Source organism: Marinobacter sp. L-46 (genome assembly GCF_056859535.1).
Genome location: NZ_JBSXOP010000072.1, coordinates 13332 through 30301, shown reverse-complemented (window position 1 = coordinate 30301; position 16970 = coordinate 13332). Strand labels below are relative to the sequence as shown.

Annotated in this window: 13 protein-coding genes; 12 read left to right on the top strand and 1 reads right to left on the bottom strand. The window is 61.2% G+C overall.

From position 1 onward, the window contains the following. Window position 1 precedes the first annotated feature (1 nt). The 6 genes from lepB to pdxJ are packed head-to-tail and all read left to right on the top strand — an operon-like array spanning window position 2 to window position 4284. A complete protein-coding gene (gene lepB / locus AC13DJ_RS11635; RefSeq protein ID WP_289102242.1) occupies window positions 2-781 on the top strand; it encodes a signal peptidase I in 780 nt (259 codons plus the stop codon). A gap of 25 nt (window positions 782-806) precedes the next feature. Continuing rightward, the gene (locus tag AC13DJ_RS11630) at window positions 807-1193 is read left to right on the top strand and encodes a DUF4845 domain-containing protein (protein WP_058340289.1); all 387 of its coding nucleotides are present in this window, start codon (window positions 807-809) and stop codon (window positions 1191-1193) included. Next, entirely contained in the window at window positions 1190-1879 is a 690-nt protein-coding gene (gene rnc / locus AC13DJ_RS11625; protein ID WP_036219388.1) for a ribonuclease III, read from the top strand. The genes AC13DJ_RS11630 and rnc overlap by 4 nt, the downstream gene beginning before the upstream one ends. After that, complete coding sequence (era, locus tag AC13DJ_RS11620) at window positions 1879-2796, top strand: GTPase Era (RefSeq protein ID WP_482933054.1); 918 nt, start codon at window positions 1879-1881, stop codon at window positions 2794-2796. The genes rnc and era overlap by 1 nt, the downstream gene beginning before the upstream one ends. Window positions 2797-2803: 7 nt before the next feature. Continuing rightward, window positions 2804-3550 carry a DNA repair protein RecO gene (recO, locus tag AC13DJ_RS11615; protein WP_058340288.1) on the top strand — a complete coding sequence of 249 codons (747 nt, stop codon included), beginning with the start codon at window positions 2804-2806 and terminating at the stop codon, window positions 3548-3550. Then, window positions 3550-4284 (top strand): pyridoxine 5'-phosphate synthase, encoded by a 735-nt coding sequence (pdxJ, locus tag AC13DJ_RS11610; protein ID WP_022988874.1) that lies wholly within the window; start codon window positions 3550-3552, stop codon window positions 4282-4284. Before recO ends, pdxJ begins: the two co-directional genes overlap by 1 nt. On the opposite strand, the gene AC13DJ_RS11605 is transcribed toward pdxJ, so the two are convergent. Beyond that, a complete protein-coding gene (locus AC13DJ_RS11605; protein ID WP_022988873.1) occupies window positions 4281-7157 on the bottom strand; it encodes an ATP-binding protein in 2877 nt (958 codons plus the stop codon). The two genes, pdxJ and AC13DJ_RS11605, sit on opposite strands and share 4 nt — an antisense overlap. A gap of 150 nt (window positions 7158-7307) precedes the next feature. Between AC13DJ_RS11605 and cysM the strand changes: the two genes are divergently transcribed. From cysM to AC13DJ_RS11575, 6 genes are all read left to right on the top strand, one after another. Further along, window positions 7308-8201, top strand: a complete 894-nt coding sequence (gene cysM / locus AC13DJ_RS11600; RefSeq protein WP_022988872.1) for a cysteine synthase CysM — start codon at window positions 7308-7310, stop codon at window positions 8199-8201. A gap of 28 nt (window positions 8202-8229) precedes the next feature. Beyond that, on the top strand, window positions 8230-9579 hold the full coding sequence (gene rlmD, locus AC13DJ_RS11595) for a 23S rRNA (uracil(1939)-C(5))-methyltransferase RlmD (RefSeq protein ID WP_482933053.1): 1350 nt from the start codon (window positions 8230-8232) through the stop codon (window positions 9577-9579). 78 nt (window positions 9580-9657) lie between these two features. Beyond that, window positions 9658-11895, top strand: coding sequence for a GTP diphosphokinase (gene relA / locus AC13DJ_RS11590; RefSeq protein WP_482933052.1), 2238 nt, complete (start codon window positions 9658-9660; stop codon window positions 11893-11895). Then, window positions 11892-12737 (top strand): nucleoside triphosphate pyrophosphohydrolase, encoded by an 846-nt coding sequence (gene mazG / locus AC13DJ_RS11585; RefSeq protein WP_199456328.1) that lies wholly within the window; start codon window positions 11892-11894, stop codon window positions 12735-12737. Before relA ends, mazG begins: the two co-directional genes overlap by 4 nt. Before the next feature lie 81 nt (window positions 12738-12818). Next, on the top strand, window positions 12819-15464 hold the full coding sequence (ppc, locus tag AC13DJ_RS11580) for a phosphoenolpyruvate carboxylase (RefSeq protein ID WP_482933051.1): 2646 nt from the start codon (window positions 12819-12821) through the stop codon (window positions 15462-15464). A 19-nt stretch (window positions 15465-15483) separates the two neighbouring features. After that, a complete protein-coding gene (locus AC13DJ_RS11575; protein WP_474540110.1) occupies window positions 15484-16860 on the top strand; it encodes an HDOD domain-containing protein in 1377 nt (458 codons plus the stop codon). The last annotated feature ends 110 nt before the right edge of the window (window positions 16861-16970 follow it).

Sequence of the window (16970 nt, the reverse complement as noted above, 5' to 3'; positions counted from 1 at the left end):
GATGGACATTGATTTTCCACTGGTACTGGTAGTTCTGACATTGGTAACCGGTGTGATCTGGCTTGCCGACAAACTGGTTTTGAAGAAGCGGCGCCTGGCCGCGGCGGGGGCAGAGGATGCCCCCGCCGAGGAAGCACCGGCCGAACCCTGGCTGGTAGATATCAGCCGGTCGTTCTTTCCGGTGCTGGCCGTGGTGCTGGTGCTACGGTCATTCCTGGTTGAGCCGTTCCAGATTCCCTCGGGTTCCATGTTGCCCACCCTGGAAGTGGGCGACTTCATCCTGGTCAACAAGTATGCCTACGGCCTGCGCCTGCCGGTTGCCGGTACCAAGGTTGTTGAAATCGGCGATCCGGAGCGGGGCGATGTGATGGTGTTTCGTTACCCTGAAGACGGTTCCACCAACTACATCAAGCGGGTGATCGGCCTTCCGGGTGACCATATCCGCTACCGTAACAAGCAGCTGTTCATCAACAACGAGCCGGTGGCCCGGGACTTTGTGGCGCGTCTGCCGCCGATGGAACGCTGGCGCGAGCAGCTGGGGCCGGTAGAGCATGATGTGTACCTGACCATGGGCCGTGTGAGCGGTACCGGTGAGGGCGAATGGGTGGTGCCGGAAGGGCATTACTTTGTTATGGGCGACAATCGCGACAACAGTAACGACAGCCGATTCTGGGGCACCGTGCCGGACGACCTGGTGGTGGGCAAGGCCTTTGCAATCTGGATGCACTGGAAATCGCTGACAAGTCTGCCATCTTTTGATCGAGTAGGCTCTATTGAGTAATCCATTGTTCCGGAGACAGAAAAGAATGAATAACAAAACTCCTGCAGGCCTGAAAAAGCAGCAAGGCGGCGCACTGGCCATGATGATCATCGCGCTGTTCTTCGGTGCGCTGCTCACCCTGGCGATCAAGATCGGGCCGGCCTACATTGATGACATTACCATCCAGGAAGCACTGGAAAGCCTGGAAGGTACCGAAGGCCTTGAGCAGATGGGGCCGGCACAGGTACGCACACTGATCAACAAACGCTTGAGCGTCAATAACGTCCGGGGCTTCGATGCCAAGAACATCACTGTGGAAAAGAACGGTGAGTTTGTGGTGATCAAGGTGGACTATGAGGTTCGCAACAATATCATCGGGAATGTGGACAGCATTGTTCATTTCCAGCACGAGTATGAGTTAGAGGGCAAGTGAGTTCACAACCAGATCTTGATCAGTTACAGCGCCGGATCGGCTACCAGTTCAGGGAGCCTGAACGGTTGCTGCTGGCGCTGACCCACCGAAGCTACGGCAACCAGAACAATGAGCGGCTGGAGTTTCTGGGCGATTCTATCGTGAATATGGTGATCGCCGAACACCTGTTCCTCCACTTCGAAAAAGCCCGGGAAGGCCAGCTGAGTCGCCTCCGGGCACGCATGGTCAAAGGCGTGACCCTGGCGGAAATCGGCCGGGAGTTCCAGCTCGGCCAGTACCTGCGCCTGGGTTCCGGTGAACTCAAAAGCGGTGGTTATCGCCGGGAGTCCATCCTGGCGGATGCCGTGGAATCCATCATCGGGGCCATTTATCTGGACAGTGATTTTCACACCTGCCGCGAGCAGGTGCTGCGCTGGTTCAAGGAGCGGCTGGCGAAACTGGATATCCAGGATACCCAGAAAGATCCGAAAACCCGGTTGCAGGAATACCTGCAGTCCCGGCAGTTCCCGTTACCCCGGTATGAAGTGATTTCCGTGGACGGCGAAGCCCACAACCAGACCTTCCATGTGTCCTGCGCCCTGCCGTCACTGGATCGGAAAACCTCCGGCACCGGCAGCAGTCGCCGTATTGCTGAACAGCAGGCCGCCCGCAGTGCCCTGAAACAACTGGGCGTGGAGAACGACTGATGAATGATATTACCCGCCCGGAGAATCCGGACAGCCGTTGTGGCTTCGTAGCCATCGTGGGGCGCCCCAACGTGGGCAAGTCCACGTTGCTGAACCATATTCTCGGCCAGAAGCTGAGTATTACCTCCCGCAAACCCCAGACCACGCGCCATCAGGTGCTGGGCATCAAGACCGTGGGTCCGGTGCAGGCCATCTATGTAGACACCCCGGGCATGCACGAAGAAGAGCCCCGGGCCCTGAACCGCTACATGAACAAGGCTGCGACATCGGCCCTGATCGATGTAGACGTTGTGGTGTTTGTGGTGGACCAGCTCGCCTGGACCAGCGCCGACGAGATGGTGCTGGAAAAGCTGAAGCGCCTGAAGTGCCCGGTCATCCTTGCGGTTAACAAGGTCGACAAGATCGAGAAGCGGGATTTGCTGCTGCCACATCTGGAAACGCTGTCGAAGAAGCGGGAATTCGCCGAGATTATTCCGCTGTCGGCCCTGAAAGAGACCAACCTGAAACCACTGGAAGAAGCGGTGGGCCGGTATCTGCCGGCGAGTGTGCATTTCTATCCGGATGACCAGATTACGGATCGCAGCGAGCGTTTCATGGCTTCGGAAATGGTGCGTGAGAAAATCACCCGGCAACTGGGTGCGGAATTGCCGTATTCCGTGGCAGTCGAAATTGAAGAGTTCAAGCATCAGGGCAAAACCTTGCATATTTCAGCCCTGATCCTGGTCGAGCGTGAAGGCCAGAGGAAAATCATCATCGGTGATAAGGGCGAGCGCCTGCGCCAGATTGGCCAGGATGCCCGTATGGATATGGAGAAGATGTTCGGCTGCAAGGTGATGTTGCGGCTGTGGGTCAAGGTCAAGCGGGGCTGGGCAGACAGCGACCGGGCCCTGAAAAGTCTGGGCATGAGCGACTTCTGAGGCCGCCATGGTGGCCTCGAAGGGAGCTGTGCAGCAGGAGCCGGCGTATGTGATCCACCGCCGGCCCTGGCGGGAAACCGCCCTGCTGGTAGACCTGTTCACCCTCAACCATGGCCGCATGAGCCTGGTTGCCCGGGGTGCCAACAGTGCAAAAAGCCCCCTCAAGGCCCAGCTGCAGCCGTTTCAGCCTTTGCTGGTCGACTGGACCGGCCGCAGTGACCTGAAAACCCTGGTGCAGCTGGAAGTGCGCTCTGCACCGTTGCTCAGGCAGACCCTGTCGCTCTACAGTGGCCTTTACATCAACGAGTTGCTGCAACGGGTCTTGCCGGTTGCCGATCCTTATCCCACCCTGTTCGCCAGCTATATCGATACTCTGCAAGCCCTGACCGGCCTGGCCGGCCGGGGTGAACTGGAGCCCTTGCTGCGTCGCTTCGAGCGGGAGTTCTGTTCCGCGCTGGGCTATGACTTTGCCTGGGACCAGGCCACCGATACCGGCTTGCCGGTCAGCGCCGGCCAGGTATACGGGTACGACCCGGCCCAGGGCATTGTGTCGGCGGCCAGCCGGGATGCCCGTCTGAACCAGTTGCCCGGGGAGGTGCTGATAGCCCTCGCTGCCGGTGACTACACCAGTGAGGCCAGCCGCAAAACCGCCAAGCGGGTGATGCGTGTACTGGTAGACTACCTTCTGCAGGGTAAGCCCCTGCACAGCCGCAATCTTTTCAGCCAGACGGTTTCGTCTTCAGGGAGAACGTAATGAACCCCAGAGTGTTGCTCGGAGTGAATATCGACCACGTGGCCACCCTTCGCCAGGCCCGGGGTACCCGTTATCCGGACCCGGTGCAGGCCGCACTGGTGGCGGAGGAAGCCGGCGCAGACGGCATCACCATTCACCCCCGGGAAGACCGCCGGCATATCCAGGACCGGGACGTATTGCTGCTCAAAGAAGTGCTGCAGACCAAGATGAATCTGGAAATGGCGGTGACCGATGCCATGCTGGCCTTTGCCGAACAGGTGCGGCCGGAGTGTGTGTGCCTGGTACCGGAAAAGCGGGAAGAGCTGACCACCGAAGGCGGGCTGGATGTGGATGGCCAGGAAGACCGGGTGGCCCGGGCCTGTGAACGGCTGGCGAAAATCGGCGCAGAAGTGTCACTGTTTATTGATCCGGACCCGGTCCAGATTGACGCTGCGGTGCGCTGTGGTGCGCCGGTGGTGGAACTGCACACCGGCGAATATGCCGAGGCAGAAACCCCGGAGCAGGCGGATGCCTCTTTCCGGATTCTGGCGGATGCCGTGGCCTATGCCCGCAAGAAGGGACTGATCGTCAACGCCGGCCATGGCCTGCATTACCATAACACCGAGCGGGTGGCGGCCATTCAGGGCATCAATGAACTGAATATCGGCCACGCCATTATTGCCCGCGCCGTGTTTACCGGCCTGAAAGAGGCCGTGCGTGATATGCGGGCGATTCTGGATAGCGTACGCCGCTAGGCTTGCGGGCTGGTGGCCGGCTGGTGCTGTTCCCGGAACAGTTGCTGCCAGTCGGTCTGCTCGCTCCAGTCCTGCAGCCGGGCCATCGCGGCCAGCAGCTGGTCTTTCTGGATTTCCAGGTCCTGGGCCTGGCACTTCAGGGCGGTTTCAAACCGGTTGGTGGCTGTGCGCAACTCCGGAACGCCACAATAGCGGGTGGCGCCGTGGAGCTTGTGTACACACTCCAGCAGAACATCCAGTTGCTGCTTTTCCCATAGCTCGGGGATGGCCTTGCTGTCGGTATGCAGCTGTTCCAGTAGCATGCTGAACAGCTCCTCCGCCAGGTCAGCCTTGCCGGCGGCCAGCTGAATACTCTCGTCAATACTTACGCAATCCTGGTGCGTCCGGCGGTTAGACGGCCGCAGACCGCGCCGGGTATCCCGCACCTCGGAAATCTTGAACCTGGGCTGGCTGCCGGAGCACTCGTAGCCCGTAAATTCCCGTACCAGTTCAATCAGCTGGGCGCTGCTGATAGGCTTGGGCATGTAGCCGTCAAAACCCTGCTTGGCCAGTTTTTCCTGTTCGTCGGCCAGGGCATGGGCGGTCAGGGCAATGATCGGCGTTTGATGGGAGCCGGAATCCAGGGCCCGGATACGGGCGGTGGTTTCCACCCCGTCCATGCCTGGCATTTGCAGGTCCATGAACACCAGGTCAAAGGGCTTCTGCCGGGCCTTGGTCAGGGCTTCGAAGCCGCTGGAGGCGCTCTCGGCATCCAGGCGGCAATCTTTCAGCAGGGTCATTACCAGCTTCAGGTTAGCCTCGTTATCATCCACCGCCAGGATGCGCGGCACCCGGCCGGCGCCGGAGGTTCTTGTGCCGGGCACGGGCTGGGGCAGGGTGCCCCTGCCGGTATGGATTCCGTGAATCAGCAGCAGTAATTCGTCATACAGGGGATCACGGCACACCGGCTTGGTCAGGTGACCGCTGGCCAGCCCGGACAGCGGCAGGTCGTGGGTCTCCAGGGTGGGTGTCAGCAGCAGGGTGCGGCAGTCCCGCTCCACCTCCAGGCTGCGCACCAGGCTGCAATACTGGCTGGAGTTTAGCAGGTGCCGGGTAATGCCGAGCAGGACAACGGCATAGCCTTCCTGGCGGCGCTGGGCTTCTTCTACCTGTTCCATCAGGGCGCCGGGCGAGGCCACCCGGTCAACCGCCACGCCCCATTCCCGCAGCAGGTGTTCCACTGCAAGTCCGGTGGTTTTCTGGTGCTCCAGATAGATAATCCGCTCGCCTTTCAGAGCCTCCCTGGAGAAAGAACCTTCGCCGGTGACGGACAGTTCCGGTGTCAGTGTGAACCAGAAAGTCGAACCCCGGCCCAGTTCGCTTTCCAGGCCGATTTCACCGCCCATTTCTTCGACCAGGCGCTTGGAAATCGCCAGCCCCAGCCCGGTACCGCCATACTGCCGGGCGGTGGAGGCATCAGCCTGGCTGAAGGCGTTGAACAGGGATTGCTGCTGGGCCCGGGACAGCCCCACCCCGGAGTCGGTTACGCTCAGGCGCAGGGTGACCCGGTTGGCTTCCTTGTCTTCGTCTTCAAGGCTGGCGCGCAGCACGACTTCGCCGGTCTGGGTGAACTTGATGGCGTTGTTGACCAGGTTGGTGATCACCTGCTTGACCCGGAGCGGGTCGCCCATGATGTTGTCCGGCACGTCGTTATAGACCAGCGGAACCAGGTCCAGGTTCTTGGCGTGGGCCGCCGGTGCCAGCATGACCATTACTTCTTCCACGATATCCCGCAGCTGGAAGGGCACGCGGTCCAGGATCAGTTTTCCAGCTTCGATTTTCGAGAAGTCCAGAATGTCGTTGATGATGGTCAGCAGGATTTCCGACGACTTGCGAATGGTGTTCAGGTGGTCCCGCTGCTGCCTTGGCAAAGGGCTTTTCAGTAGCAATTCGGTGAAGCCGATAATGCCGTTCAGCGGCGTGCGGATTTCGTGGGACATGTTGGCCAGGAATTCCGATTTGATCCGGCTGGCTTCCAGCGCCTCTTTGCGGGCAAAGTCCAGTTCGATGTTCTGGATTTCGATGGTCTCCAGGGTTTCCCGAAGGTCTCCGGTGGCCTGGTCGATGTTCTGCTGCATTTCTGCCTGGGCCTGGCTCAGCTCCGACGCCATCTCGTTCAGGCCGGATTCCAGCTGTTCAAACTCCGGCCCGGCCCGGGTGTATACCCGGGTATCCAGCTTGCCTTCCTTGAGCTTGGCCACAGCTTCATTCAGCTGGAATACAGGGTCGGTAAAGGCCCGGCTCAGGCGCAGGGAAACCAGCAGGCTCAGCAGCACGCCGCCAACCACCAGCATCAGGGAGATCAGCAGCGCCTGGTAGGTTTCTTTTTCGGTGCGGATATGGGACATCTCTACGGCCACCCAGCCCAGGGGCTCGGCCAGCCCGGTGGCGGATTCCCGGGCGTCCGGGTCGAGCATGGTTTCGATCATCAGGTCTTGCAGGTACACCGGGGTGACGAAGCGGGTGCTGCTGTCTGAACTCAGTTTGACCGGTCTTTCCGAGCCCAGGGCCGAGGCCGGGATGGTTTCGGTGCTGCCGGGGCCGCTGTGCAGCAGGCGTTGGCCGTCCCGGTCGAAGAAGGTGATGGAGCGGACATCCTGCTCTTCCAGCAGTGCCGTGGACAGGCTGCTCAGAAGGCTGCGGTTGGCCGTAAACAGGCCATACTCGGCACCGGCAGACAGCTGGCGGGACAGGGATTCGCCCCGGTCGTTCAGCAGGTTTTCGATGTTCTTCACCCAGCTGTAGGTAAAGAACAGGCCCAGCAACAGGGTGGTCAGAAGGGTGGGAACGAGGGTCACCACCAGAACTTTTTTTCGAATGCCCCAACGCCGCATACTGTGTTCCCGTCAGTCTTACGAGCCCGGTGCTGTGTTGGCAGCCAATACCGGGTACTTCCCTGTCAGCATAGATGATCCGGATCGGAATGACTGTGGCCGCCATCCCGCGTATGATTCAAAGCCGAAAGTGTATCACAGGGTTTGCGTATGATTTTCCCCACCATTGAAGATTATGTCGGCCACACGCCACTGGTTCGTTTGCAGCGGATACCGGGCAATACCTCCAATGTCATCCTGGCCAAGCTGGAGGGTAATAACCCGGCTGGTTCGGTGAAAGACCGGCCCGCCATCAGCATGATCCAGGAAGCAGAGCGCCGGGGTGAAATCCAGCCGGGTGATACCCTGATTGAAGCCACCTCCGGCAACACCGGTATCGCCCTGGCCATGGCCGCAGCCATCAAGGGCTACCGGATGGTGCTGATCATGCCCGATAACCTGAGCGAAGAACGCCGGGCCTCCATGCGTGCCTATGGTGCGGAAGTGGTGAATGTTACCCGTGACCAGGGCATGGAAGGCGCCAGGGATTTGGCAATCCGTATGGAAGCCGAAGGCAAGGGCAAGGTGCTGGACCAGTTCAGCAACCCGGATAATCCCCTGGCCCACTATCGCAGCACCGGCCCGGAAATCTGGGAACAGACTCAGGGCAAGGTGACTCACTTTGTCAGCTCCATGGGCACCACCGGCACTATCATGGGCGTGTCCCGTTACCTGAAAGAGCGCAACCCGGATGTCCGGATTATCGGGCTGCAGCCGGAAGACGGCGCCTCCATTCCCGGTATCCGGCGCTGGCCGGAAGCCTATCTGCCAAAAATCTACGATGCCGCCCGGGTAGACCAGGTGCTGGACATCGGCCAGCAGGAAGCAGAAGACACCATGCGGGCCCTGGCCCGTGAAGAAGGCATCTTCTGTGGTGTGTCTTCGGGCGGGGCCATTGCGGCTGCGCTCAAGCTGTCTGGCCAGGTTGAAAACTCGGTGATCGTGGCCATTATCTGTGACCGCGGAGACCGTTACCTGTCTACCGGTGTATTCCCGGGCGCCTGAATCGTTAATCTTCAAGAGACCAGCCAATATGAGTAAGCGCCGCCGCAAGGTTCTGCCGCAAGAACCCGTGCGTTGTGAAATTGAATCCCTCGGCCATGATGGCCGTGGCATCGCCCGAACCGACGGCAAAGTCCAGTTTGTGGACGGCGCCCTGCCCGGGGAAACGGTGATGGCAAAGATGGTCAGCACCCGCAGCAAGTTCGACGAGCTGCGCACCCTGGAAGTGCTGGAAGCTGCCCCTGACCGCCAGCAGCCCCCCTGCGAATTTGCCGACCTGTGCGGCGGCTGCAGCCTGCAGCATATGAGCGCCGATGCCCAGATCCGGTTCAAGGAAGACACCCTGCGGGAGCACTTTGCCCATTTCGGGGGCATAGAGCCGGAGCAGTGGATCGAGCCCATGCGTTCACCGGATACCCTGGGATACCGCCGCAAGGCCCGGCTCGGGGTACGTTACGTAAAGGCCCGGGAATCGGTGCTGGTGGGATTCCGGGAAAAGCGCAACAGCTTCCTGACCGACATTAGCGAATGTGCGGTGCTGGACCCGCGCATCGGCAAGCGCATCACGCCGCTGCGGGAGCTACTGCACGGCATGGCCGCGTTTGACCGCATCGCCCAGGTGGAAGTGGCCTGTGGCGACGACGTTGCCGCCATGGTGTTCCGTAACATGGACGACCTGGTGCCGGAAGACCGGGAAAAGCTGATTGCCTTTGGCCAGGCCCACGGCTTGCATATCTACCTGCAGCCGAAGGGCCCGGACACCGTGCACCGGGTCTGGCCGGAATCGGCCGGCCGGGACGACGAACGCCTGGCCTACCGCATGGATGAATTCGACCTGACCATGCAGTTCCACCCCATGGACTTCACCCAGGTGAATGCCGGTATCAACCGGGACATGGTGCACCGGGCGGTTGAGTGGCTGGATATCCAGCCTGGCGAGCGGGTGCTGGACCTGTTCTGTGGCCTGGGTAACTTTACGCTGCCACTGGCCCGCAAGGGTGGCCAGGTTGTGGGTGTGGAAGGCGACGATGCCATGGTGGTTCGTGGCCGGGAAAATGCACGGTTGAACGGCCTGGATAATGTGGAGTTTTTCGGGGCTGACCTGCACGGCGACTTCACCGGCCAGGGCTGGGCGAAGGAAGGTTTCGACAAGATCCTGATCGACCCGCCCCGCTCCGGTGCCGAGGATATCTGCAAGTACCTGACCGCCTTTGGCGCCAACCGGATTGTCTATGTGTCCTGCAACCCGGCCACCCTGGCCCGGGATGCCGGTGTCCTGGTGCGTAACGGCTACCGGCTGGTGCGCGCCGGTGTGATGGATATGTTCCCGCACACCACCCATGTTGAGTCCATCGCCCTGTTCGAGCGCGACCCGCGCTGACAGGTTCGGGGAACCGGCCTTGCCCCTGCTCCGGACGGGCCCGGGCAAGGCCGGAAATTTATCAGGTAAGTTATTGCTATGGTTAAAGTTAGGGAAGAGTACGGGGTAACCGGCGACGGTGAAGTGGATATTGACCGTTGGGTTCAGCACATTGCCGAGCTGACGCACCTGGATAAACCGGACCAGCTGCGACTGGCCTGCGAGAAAGCGGCCCTGATTGCACTGCAGGCGTTCCGCGAGGACCGCCTGTGGACGCCCGGCTCCAGCAGCTTCCGTACCGGGCTGGAAATGGCCCAGGTGCTGGCGGAACTGCACCTGGACCAGGCCAGCCTGGTGGCTGCCGTACTCTATCGGGCCGTTCGGGAAGAGCGGGTCGCCCTGGAAGAAATCCGAAAGGAATTCGGCGACGAAGTCGCCGGGCTGATCAACGGTGTCCAGCAGATGGCGGCGATCTCGTCGGTTCACCATCCGCTCAAGGGCAACGTGCTGGGCCAGAGTGAAGGCCAGCTGGACAACGTGCGCAAGATGCTGGTCACCATGATCGACGACGTGCGGGTGGCCCTGATCAAGCTGGCGGAGCGAACCTGCGCCATCCGGGCGGTGAAAGACGCCCCGGAAGAAAAACGTATGCGGGTGGCCCGGGAGGTGTTCGACATCTACGCGCCGCTGGCCCACCGGCTGGGTATCGGCCATATCAAGTGGGAACTGGAAGACCTGTCTTTCCGCTACCTGCATGCTTCCGCCTACAAGAAAATCGCCAAGCTGCTGGATGAAAAGCGGCTCGACCGTGAAGGCTATATCCGCCGGGTGATCGATACCCTGCAGACCGAGCTGAAGGCTTCCGGCATCAAGGGCGACCTCAGTGGCCGGGCCAAGCACATCTACAGCATCTGGCGCAAAATGCGCCGCAAGGGCATTGATTTCTCCCAGGTATACGATGTCCGGGCGGTGCGGATTCTGGTGCCGGAAGTGCGGGATTGCTACGCCGCACTGGGTATCGTGCATGCCCTGTGGCGGCACATCCCCAACGAGTTTGATGACTACATCGCCAACCCCAAGGAAAACGGTTACCAGTCCCTGCATACGGCGGTGATCGGCCCCGAGGGCAAGGTGATGGAAGTACAGATCCGTACCCATGCCATGCATGAAGAAGCTGAACTGGGTGTTTGTGCCCACTGGCTGTACAAGGGTACCGACAAGAACAACAAGTCCTCCGGCTACGATGCCAAGATCAACTGGCTGCGCCAGGTACTGGAGTGGCAGGAAGAGCTGGGTGACTTGTCCGGGCTGGCGGACCACCTGAAATCCGATGTCGCCTCGGACCGGGTGTATGTGTTTACCCCGGAAGGCCATGTGGTGGACCTGCCCCAGGGCGCCACGCCGGTGGACTTCGCCTATCGCGTGCATACCGAAATTGGCCATGCCTGCCGGGGCGCCCGGGTGAACAGCCGGATTGTGCCGCTGACCTACCCGCTGAAAACCGGCGACCAGGTGTTCATCCTGACCTCCAACAACCCGGCGCCAAGCCGGGACTGGCTGAACCCGAGCCTGGGCTATATCCAGACCTCCCGGGCCCGGGCCAAGGTCACCCACTGGTTCAAACAGCAGGACCGGGACCGCAACATTGCGGATGGCCGGGCAATCCTGGAAGACGAATTCAAACGGCTGTCGATCTATGACGTGGATTTGACGGACCTGGCCAGGAAGGTCAACTACCACTCCACCGAAGACATGTTTGCAGCGGTTGGCGCCGGTGATTTGCGCCCCACCCATGTAGCCAACGTGGCCCAGCAGATGCTGGAGCCGAGAACCGAGCAGCTGGATCTCAAACTCACCGGCAACCGCAAAAAAGCCTACGACACCGAATCGGATATCCAGATTCTGGGTGTGGGCAAGCTGAAAACCCAGGTGGCCAAGTGCAGCAAGCCGCTGCCGGGTGACCCGATTGGTGGCTACATTACGGTGGGCCGGGGCGTTACCGTGCACCGTCAGGACTGCATGACTTTCCTGAACCTGAAGGAATTCGAGCCCAACCGGATCATCGAAGTAAACTGGGGTGGCCAGCCGGCCGCGGTGTATCCGGTGGATATCGAGATCGAGGCCTACGACCGGTCAGGATTGCTGCGGGATATCACCCAGGTGCTGTCGGCGTCCAAGAGTGATGTCATGTCGCTGCATACCCAGACCAATAAAGACGAGAACACCGCCACCATGTTGGTGACCGTGGAAATCTCCAGCCTGGAACAGTTGGCGCGGTTGCTGGCGCAGATCCGTAACCTGCCGAACATCATCGACGTAAGGCGAAAGCGCGGATGAGCTATTCCATCGACGACCTGAAAACCCTGATGGCGCGCCTGCGGGAGCCGGACACCGGTTGCCCGTGGGATACGAAGCAGACCTTCGCCAGCATCGTGCCCCATACCATCGAGGAAGCCTACGAGGTGGCCGATGCCATCGAGCAGGGCGATTACCCCCATGTGAAAGACGAGCTGGGGGATCTGCTGTTCCAGGTGATCTTCTACGCCCGGATGGGGCAGGAGGAGGGCCACTTTGATTTCGATGGCATTGTCGACAACCTGGTGCGCAAACTGATCCGCCGGCATCCCCATGTGTTTCCGGAAGGTACCCTGGAAAGCCGGATAGACCCGGACAACCGGCCCACGGAAGCCTGGATCAAGGAAAGCTGGGAGCGCATCAAGGCGGAAGAGCGGGCGCAGAAGCCTGCGCCGGATGCCGATGCGCTGGTCAGCCGCCTTGACGGCATCGCCCGCACGCTTCCGGCCATGGCCCGGGCCGAGAAGTTGCAGCGCCGCGCTGCCCGCCACGGCTTTGACTGGCCGGATATCGGCCCTGTGTTCGACAAGCTGCACGAAGAAATCGACGAGCTGAAGGAAGCCTGGCAGGCCGCCGAAGACGGCACCGGCGAGCGCGATGCGGTGGAAGACGAGCTGGGCGACCTGCTGTTTGTGTGCGTGAACCTGGCCCGGTTCATGAAAGTGAATCCGGAGCAGGCGCTCAAGCGCACCAATCGCAAATTCGAAATGCGCTTCCGGGCCATTGAAGAGATCCTGGCCGCCGAGGGGCGTGACATGGACGAAGAAAGCCTGGAGGCGCTGGATGCCATCTGGCAGCGGGTCAAGGGCGTGGAAAAAGGGTAACCCCAAGGCCTGATAGACTTTCCCGGGCAATCCTTAGTATCGTAACTCTCTCCCGATTACGCCCTACAGAAGGAACCCGCTGTGACAGAACTGCATCCCGATCTGCGAGAGAACGTACGTTTACTGGGTGAACTGCTCGGCCAGAGCATTCTGCAGCATCCGGGGCAGGAGTGCTTCGACCTGATCGAGGAAATCCGGGCGGCGGCGAAAGCCGATCGCCGCCAGGAGAGCGGTTCCGGCCAGCGGCTTGAAACCCTGCTGCGCCAGCTCAGCGATAACGAATTGCTGCCGGTTACCCGGGCTTTCAACCAGTTTCTCAACCTGGCCAACCTGGCCGAACAGTATCACGGTATTCGGCGCAAGCAGGGGCACCCGTCTGACCTGATGGTGGAATCCCTGAGCGAAGTTTTCGACCGGCTGAAATCCGGCGGCGTTGACCCGGAAGAACTGCATCGCCGTGTGGCCGACCTGCGTATTGAATTTGTGCTTACCGCACACCCCACCGAAGTGGCCCGCCGTACCCTGATCCTGAAATACGATGAAATGTCGGACTGCCTGGCCCGCCTGGACCACGACGACCTGATGCCGGCGGAGCGGGGTGAAGTCACCGACCGCCTGTCGCAGCTGATCGCCGAAGCCTGGCATACCGACGAAATCCGCCACGAGCGGCCCACCGCGGTAGACGAGGCCAAGTGGGGGTTTGCGGTGATCGAAAACAGCCTGTGGCAGGCGCTGCCGAAGTTTCTGCGTAGCCTGGATACTTCCCTGGAAGATGCCACCGGCAAGGGGCTGCCGTTGCAGGCGACACCGGTACAGATTGCCTCCTGGATGGGCGGCGACCGGGATGGCAACCCCAACGTCACCCACGATGTGACCCGGCAGGTATTTCTGCTTGGCCGCTGGATGGCGGCCGACCTGTACCTGCGTGATATCCAGGCCCTGCGGGCGGAACTTTCGATGTGGCAGGCCAGTGATGAATTGCAGGCAGTCACCGGTGACTCCCGAGAGCCGTACCGCCAGGTGCTGGCACAGTTACGGGACCGGCTGATCCGCACCCGGGACTGGGCCGAGGCCAGCGTCAAAGGCGAACCGGCCGACAGCACCGATATCCTGTTTGAAAACGAAGACCTGACCGCACCGCTGGAGCTGTGTTACCGCTCGCTGGTGCAATGCGGCCTTGAGCACATCGCCAACGGGCCGCTACTGGACACCATTCGCAGGGCCCACACCTTCGGGCTGCCGCTGATCCGGCTGGATATCCGCCAGGAAGCCACCCGCCATGCCGAAGCCGTCGCGGAAATGGTGGAGTATCTGGGGCTGGGTGATTACTCGTCCTGGCCGGAGCAGCAGCGCCAGGAGTTCCTGTTGCGTGAACTGCAGGGCCGCCGGCCGCTGGTGCCCAGAAACTGGGAACCCTCCGAGCCCGTCAGGGAAGTGCTTGCAACCTGTGAAGTCGTGGCACAACAAACCCCGGAAGCGCTGGGCTCTTATGTGATTTCCATGGCCAGCACGCCGTCGGATGTGCTGAGTGTGATCCTGCTGCTGCGGGAAGCCGGCATGAAGTTCCCGATGCGGGTCGTGCCACTGTTCGAAACCCTGAGCGATCTGCAGGGCGCGCCGGACAGCATGGCCGCCCTGTACGAGGTGGACTGGTATCGCGAATACTGTCAGGGCCGTCAGGAAGTGATGATCGGCTACTCGGATTCGTCCAAGGACGCAGGCCAGCTGATGGCCGCCTGGGCCCAGTACCAGGCCCAGGAGAAGCTGACCCGGGTGGCTGGCCAGTATGGCGTGCACCTGACCCTGTTCCATGGCCGCGGCGGTACGGTAGGCCGGGGTGGTGGTCCTGCCAACCGGGCGATCCTGTCCCAGCCCCCGGGGTCAGTAAATGGCAGTTTCCGGATTACCGAGCAGGGCGAGATGATCCGCTTCAAGTTCGGCCTGCCTCGGCTGGCGGTGCAGAGCCTGACCCTGTACACCACGGCGGTTATCGAGGCCACCCTGGCGCCGCCACCGGAGCCGGAAGACAGCTGGCGCGAAACCATGGACTGGCTGACTGAAAGGTCCCTGAAGGCCTATCGGGATGTGGTTCGGGAGAATCCGGATTTTGTGCCTTATTTCCGCCAGGTTACGCCGGAAACGGCCCTGGGCAAACTGGCCCTGGGCAGCCGTCCGGCGCGGCGCAAGCCCACGGGGGGTGTGGAAAGCCTGCGGGCGATCCCCTGGATCTTCGCCTGGACCCAGATGCGCCTGATGCTGCCAAGCTGGCTGGGCAGCGATGTAGCCCTGGAGGAAGCAGCAAAGGCGGATCGCCTGCCGGAGCTTCGGGAAATGATGCGTGGCTGGCCGTTCTTCCGCACCTACGTGGATATGCTCGAGATGGTACTGGCCAAGGCCGACCTGCGCATAGCCAGCTATTACGAACAGACCCTGGTGGAAGACGACAAGCTAAAGGCATTGGGCGCCAGCCTTCGGGAACGGCTGACCGGATGCATTGCGCGCTTGCTGGAGCTCAAGGAGCAGCAGGATCTGCTGGAAGGCGAACCGGTGTTCGCCCACTCCATGAAAGTGCGCAACCCCTACACAGATCCGCTGCACTACCTGCAGGCGGAACTGCTGCGCCGTGACCGGGAAAGCGAAGACAAAGGCGAGGTGCCGGAGATGGTAGAGCGGGCCCTGAAAGTCACCATGGCCGGCATTGCTGCCGGCATGCGTAACACGGGCTGAGGCCCGGGAGACAAGGCGTTTGAACGTATCCGAGCGACTGGAACAATACCTCGCCCACCGTGGGCTGGCCTGGACACCGGTGGATATCGCGCCGGTTACCAACCTGGATGAGGCGATCAGGGCGTCCGGGCAGGCGGCTGACTTTGCCGTGGCCACGGTACTGATCGATGTAAGCGGCCTGTTGATGGTGGTGCACCGTGCCGGAAATCCGCCATCGCTTGCGCAGCTGCGCAAGTTCACGGGCCGGCCCTTGCAGAAGCTGGAGCCTTTGCAGGCCGCCAGCTTCTTTGACGATTGCCATCCCGGCTTTATTCCGCCGGTGGGCGCGGCCTGGGACCTGGACGTGCTGGTGGATGAAGACATCTACGGTGCCCGGCAAGTGTGTTTTACCTCGGGCAGTGAGCAGGTTCTGATACAAATGGCTGGCGAGGAATTCAAGCGTGCCCTGGGCAACGCCCGGAGAATGGATTTCACCGGTAATGAAGCGGGTAACGGCGGCGATGATGAAGCCGATGCCACCCCGACCCTGAACAAGGTGGCAGACCGCCTGAAAGGCCTTACCCGGTTGCCGCCCATGCCGGCACTGGCCGGCCGGATGGCGGAACTGGCACAAGACCCGGAGCAACACGGTGATGAACTGGCGAACCTGGTCGGTATCGACCCGGGCCTGGCGGCCCAGGTACTGAGGTACGCCCGTTCCGGATTGTTCGGGCAGACCCGCCAGAACGGATCCCTGGCGGAGGCGATAGAATTGCTGGGGGCGGACCGTCTGGCCCATGTGGCCCGCGGTGCAGCCGGTGTGCGTTCGTTCAGGGTTGCCCGGGACGGCGCGCTGGGCATCAACAGCCTGTGGCACCACTCCCTGTACTGCGCGTTTATGTGCCGTGCACTGGCGGAGCGGCTGGAGCTTGACCAGGATATGGCCTACCTGTGCGGCCTGCTCCACAACTTCGGTTTGCTGCTGATTGCCTGGCTGTATCCGTCCGAATTCCGTGAATTGCAGGCGCTGCGGGAAATCAATCCGGAAAGCGACATGCGTTCGCTGGAGCGTGAAGTGTTTGGCTCCGGCGAGGGTGGCGACACCGTACCCATGGGGCATGCGACCCTGGGCGGATTGCTGTACCGCTTATGGCAGTTGCCGGAGCCGGTCATCAAGGCCGCAGGCCTGCACCAGAGCCCGGACTATCAGGGCGCTGATGAAGACTACGTGCGGATGGTTTTGCTGGCCAACGGCCTGCTGAAAAAGCGCGGGATCGGCGACGAGCTCAGCCCGGATGATATACCGGCACTGACCGATGCCCTTGGCCTGGGGTCGGTGGCACTGGAAGAAGTGCAGCAGGAAATCAGCAGTTTGTCGGCGGATCTGGACGCCCTGATAACCCCCCTCGAACCTTGAGTTCAGTCAGTTACTCATCCAATGATACGGAGGTCGACTTTCTATGCGGGGTCTGACTTCGTATAATGCGGCCTCGATTCTGGGCAGGTGTGCCGTTAACCCACTGGAAT

What these genes read in the sequence shown, in the direction of transcription:
- lepB (WP_289102242.1), top strand. Translation starts at nt 2, where the DNA reads ATGGACATTGATTTTCCACTGGTACTGGTAGTTCTGACATTGGTAACC.
- AC13DJ_RS11630 (WP_058340289.1), top strand. Translation starts at nt 807, where the DNA reads ATGAATAACAAAACTCCTGCAGGCCTGAAAAAGCAGCAAGGCGGCGCA.
- era (WP_482933054.1), top strand. Translation starts at nt 1,879, where the DNA reads ATGAATGATATTACCCGCCCGGAGAATCCGGACAGCCGTTGTGGCTTC.
- recO (WP_058340288.1), top strand. Translation starts at nt 2,804, where the DNA reads ATGGTGGCCTCGAAGGGAGCTGTGCAGCAGGAGCCGGCGTATGTGATC.
- pdxJ (WP_022988874.1), top strand. Translation starts at nt 3,550, where the DNA reads ATGAACCCCAGAGTGTTGCTCGGAGTGAATATCGACCACGTGGCCACC.
- AC13DJ_RS11605 (WP_022988873.1), bottom strand. Translation starts at nt 7,157, where the DNA reads ATGCGGCGTTGGGGCATTCGAAAAAAAGTTCTGGTGGTGACCCTCGTT.
- cysM (WP_022988872.1), top strand. Translation starts at nt 7,308, where the DNA reads ATGATTTTCCCCACCATTGAAGATTATGTCGGCCACACGCCACTGGTT.
- rlmD (WP_482933053.1), top strand. Translation starts at nt 8,230, where the DNA reads ATGAGTAAGCGCCGCCGCAAGGTTCTGCCGCAAGAACCCGTGCGTTGT.
- relA (WP_482933052.1), top strand. Translation starts at nt 9,658, where the DNA reads ATGGTTAAAGTTAGGGAAGAGTACGGGGTAACCGGCGACGGTGAAGTG.
- mazG (WP_199456328.1), top strand. Translation starts at nt 11,892, where the DNA reads ATGAGCTATTCCATCGACGACCTGAAAACCCTGATGGCGCGCCTGCGG.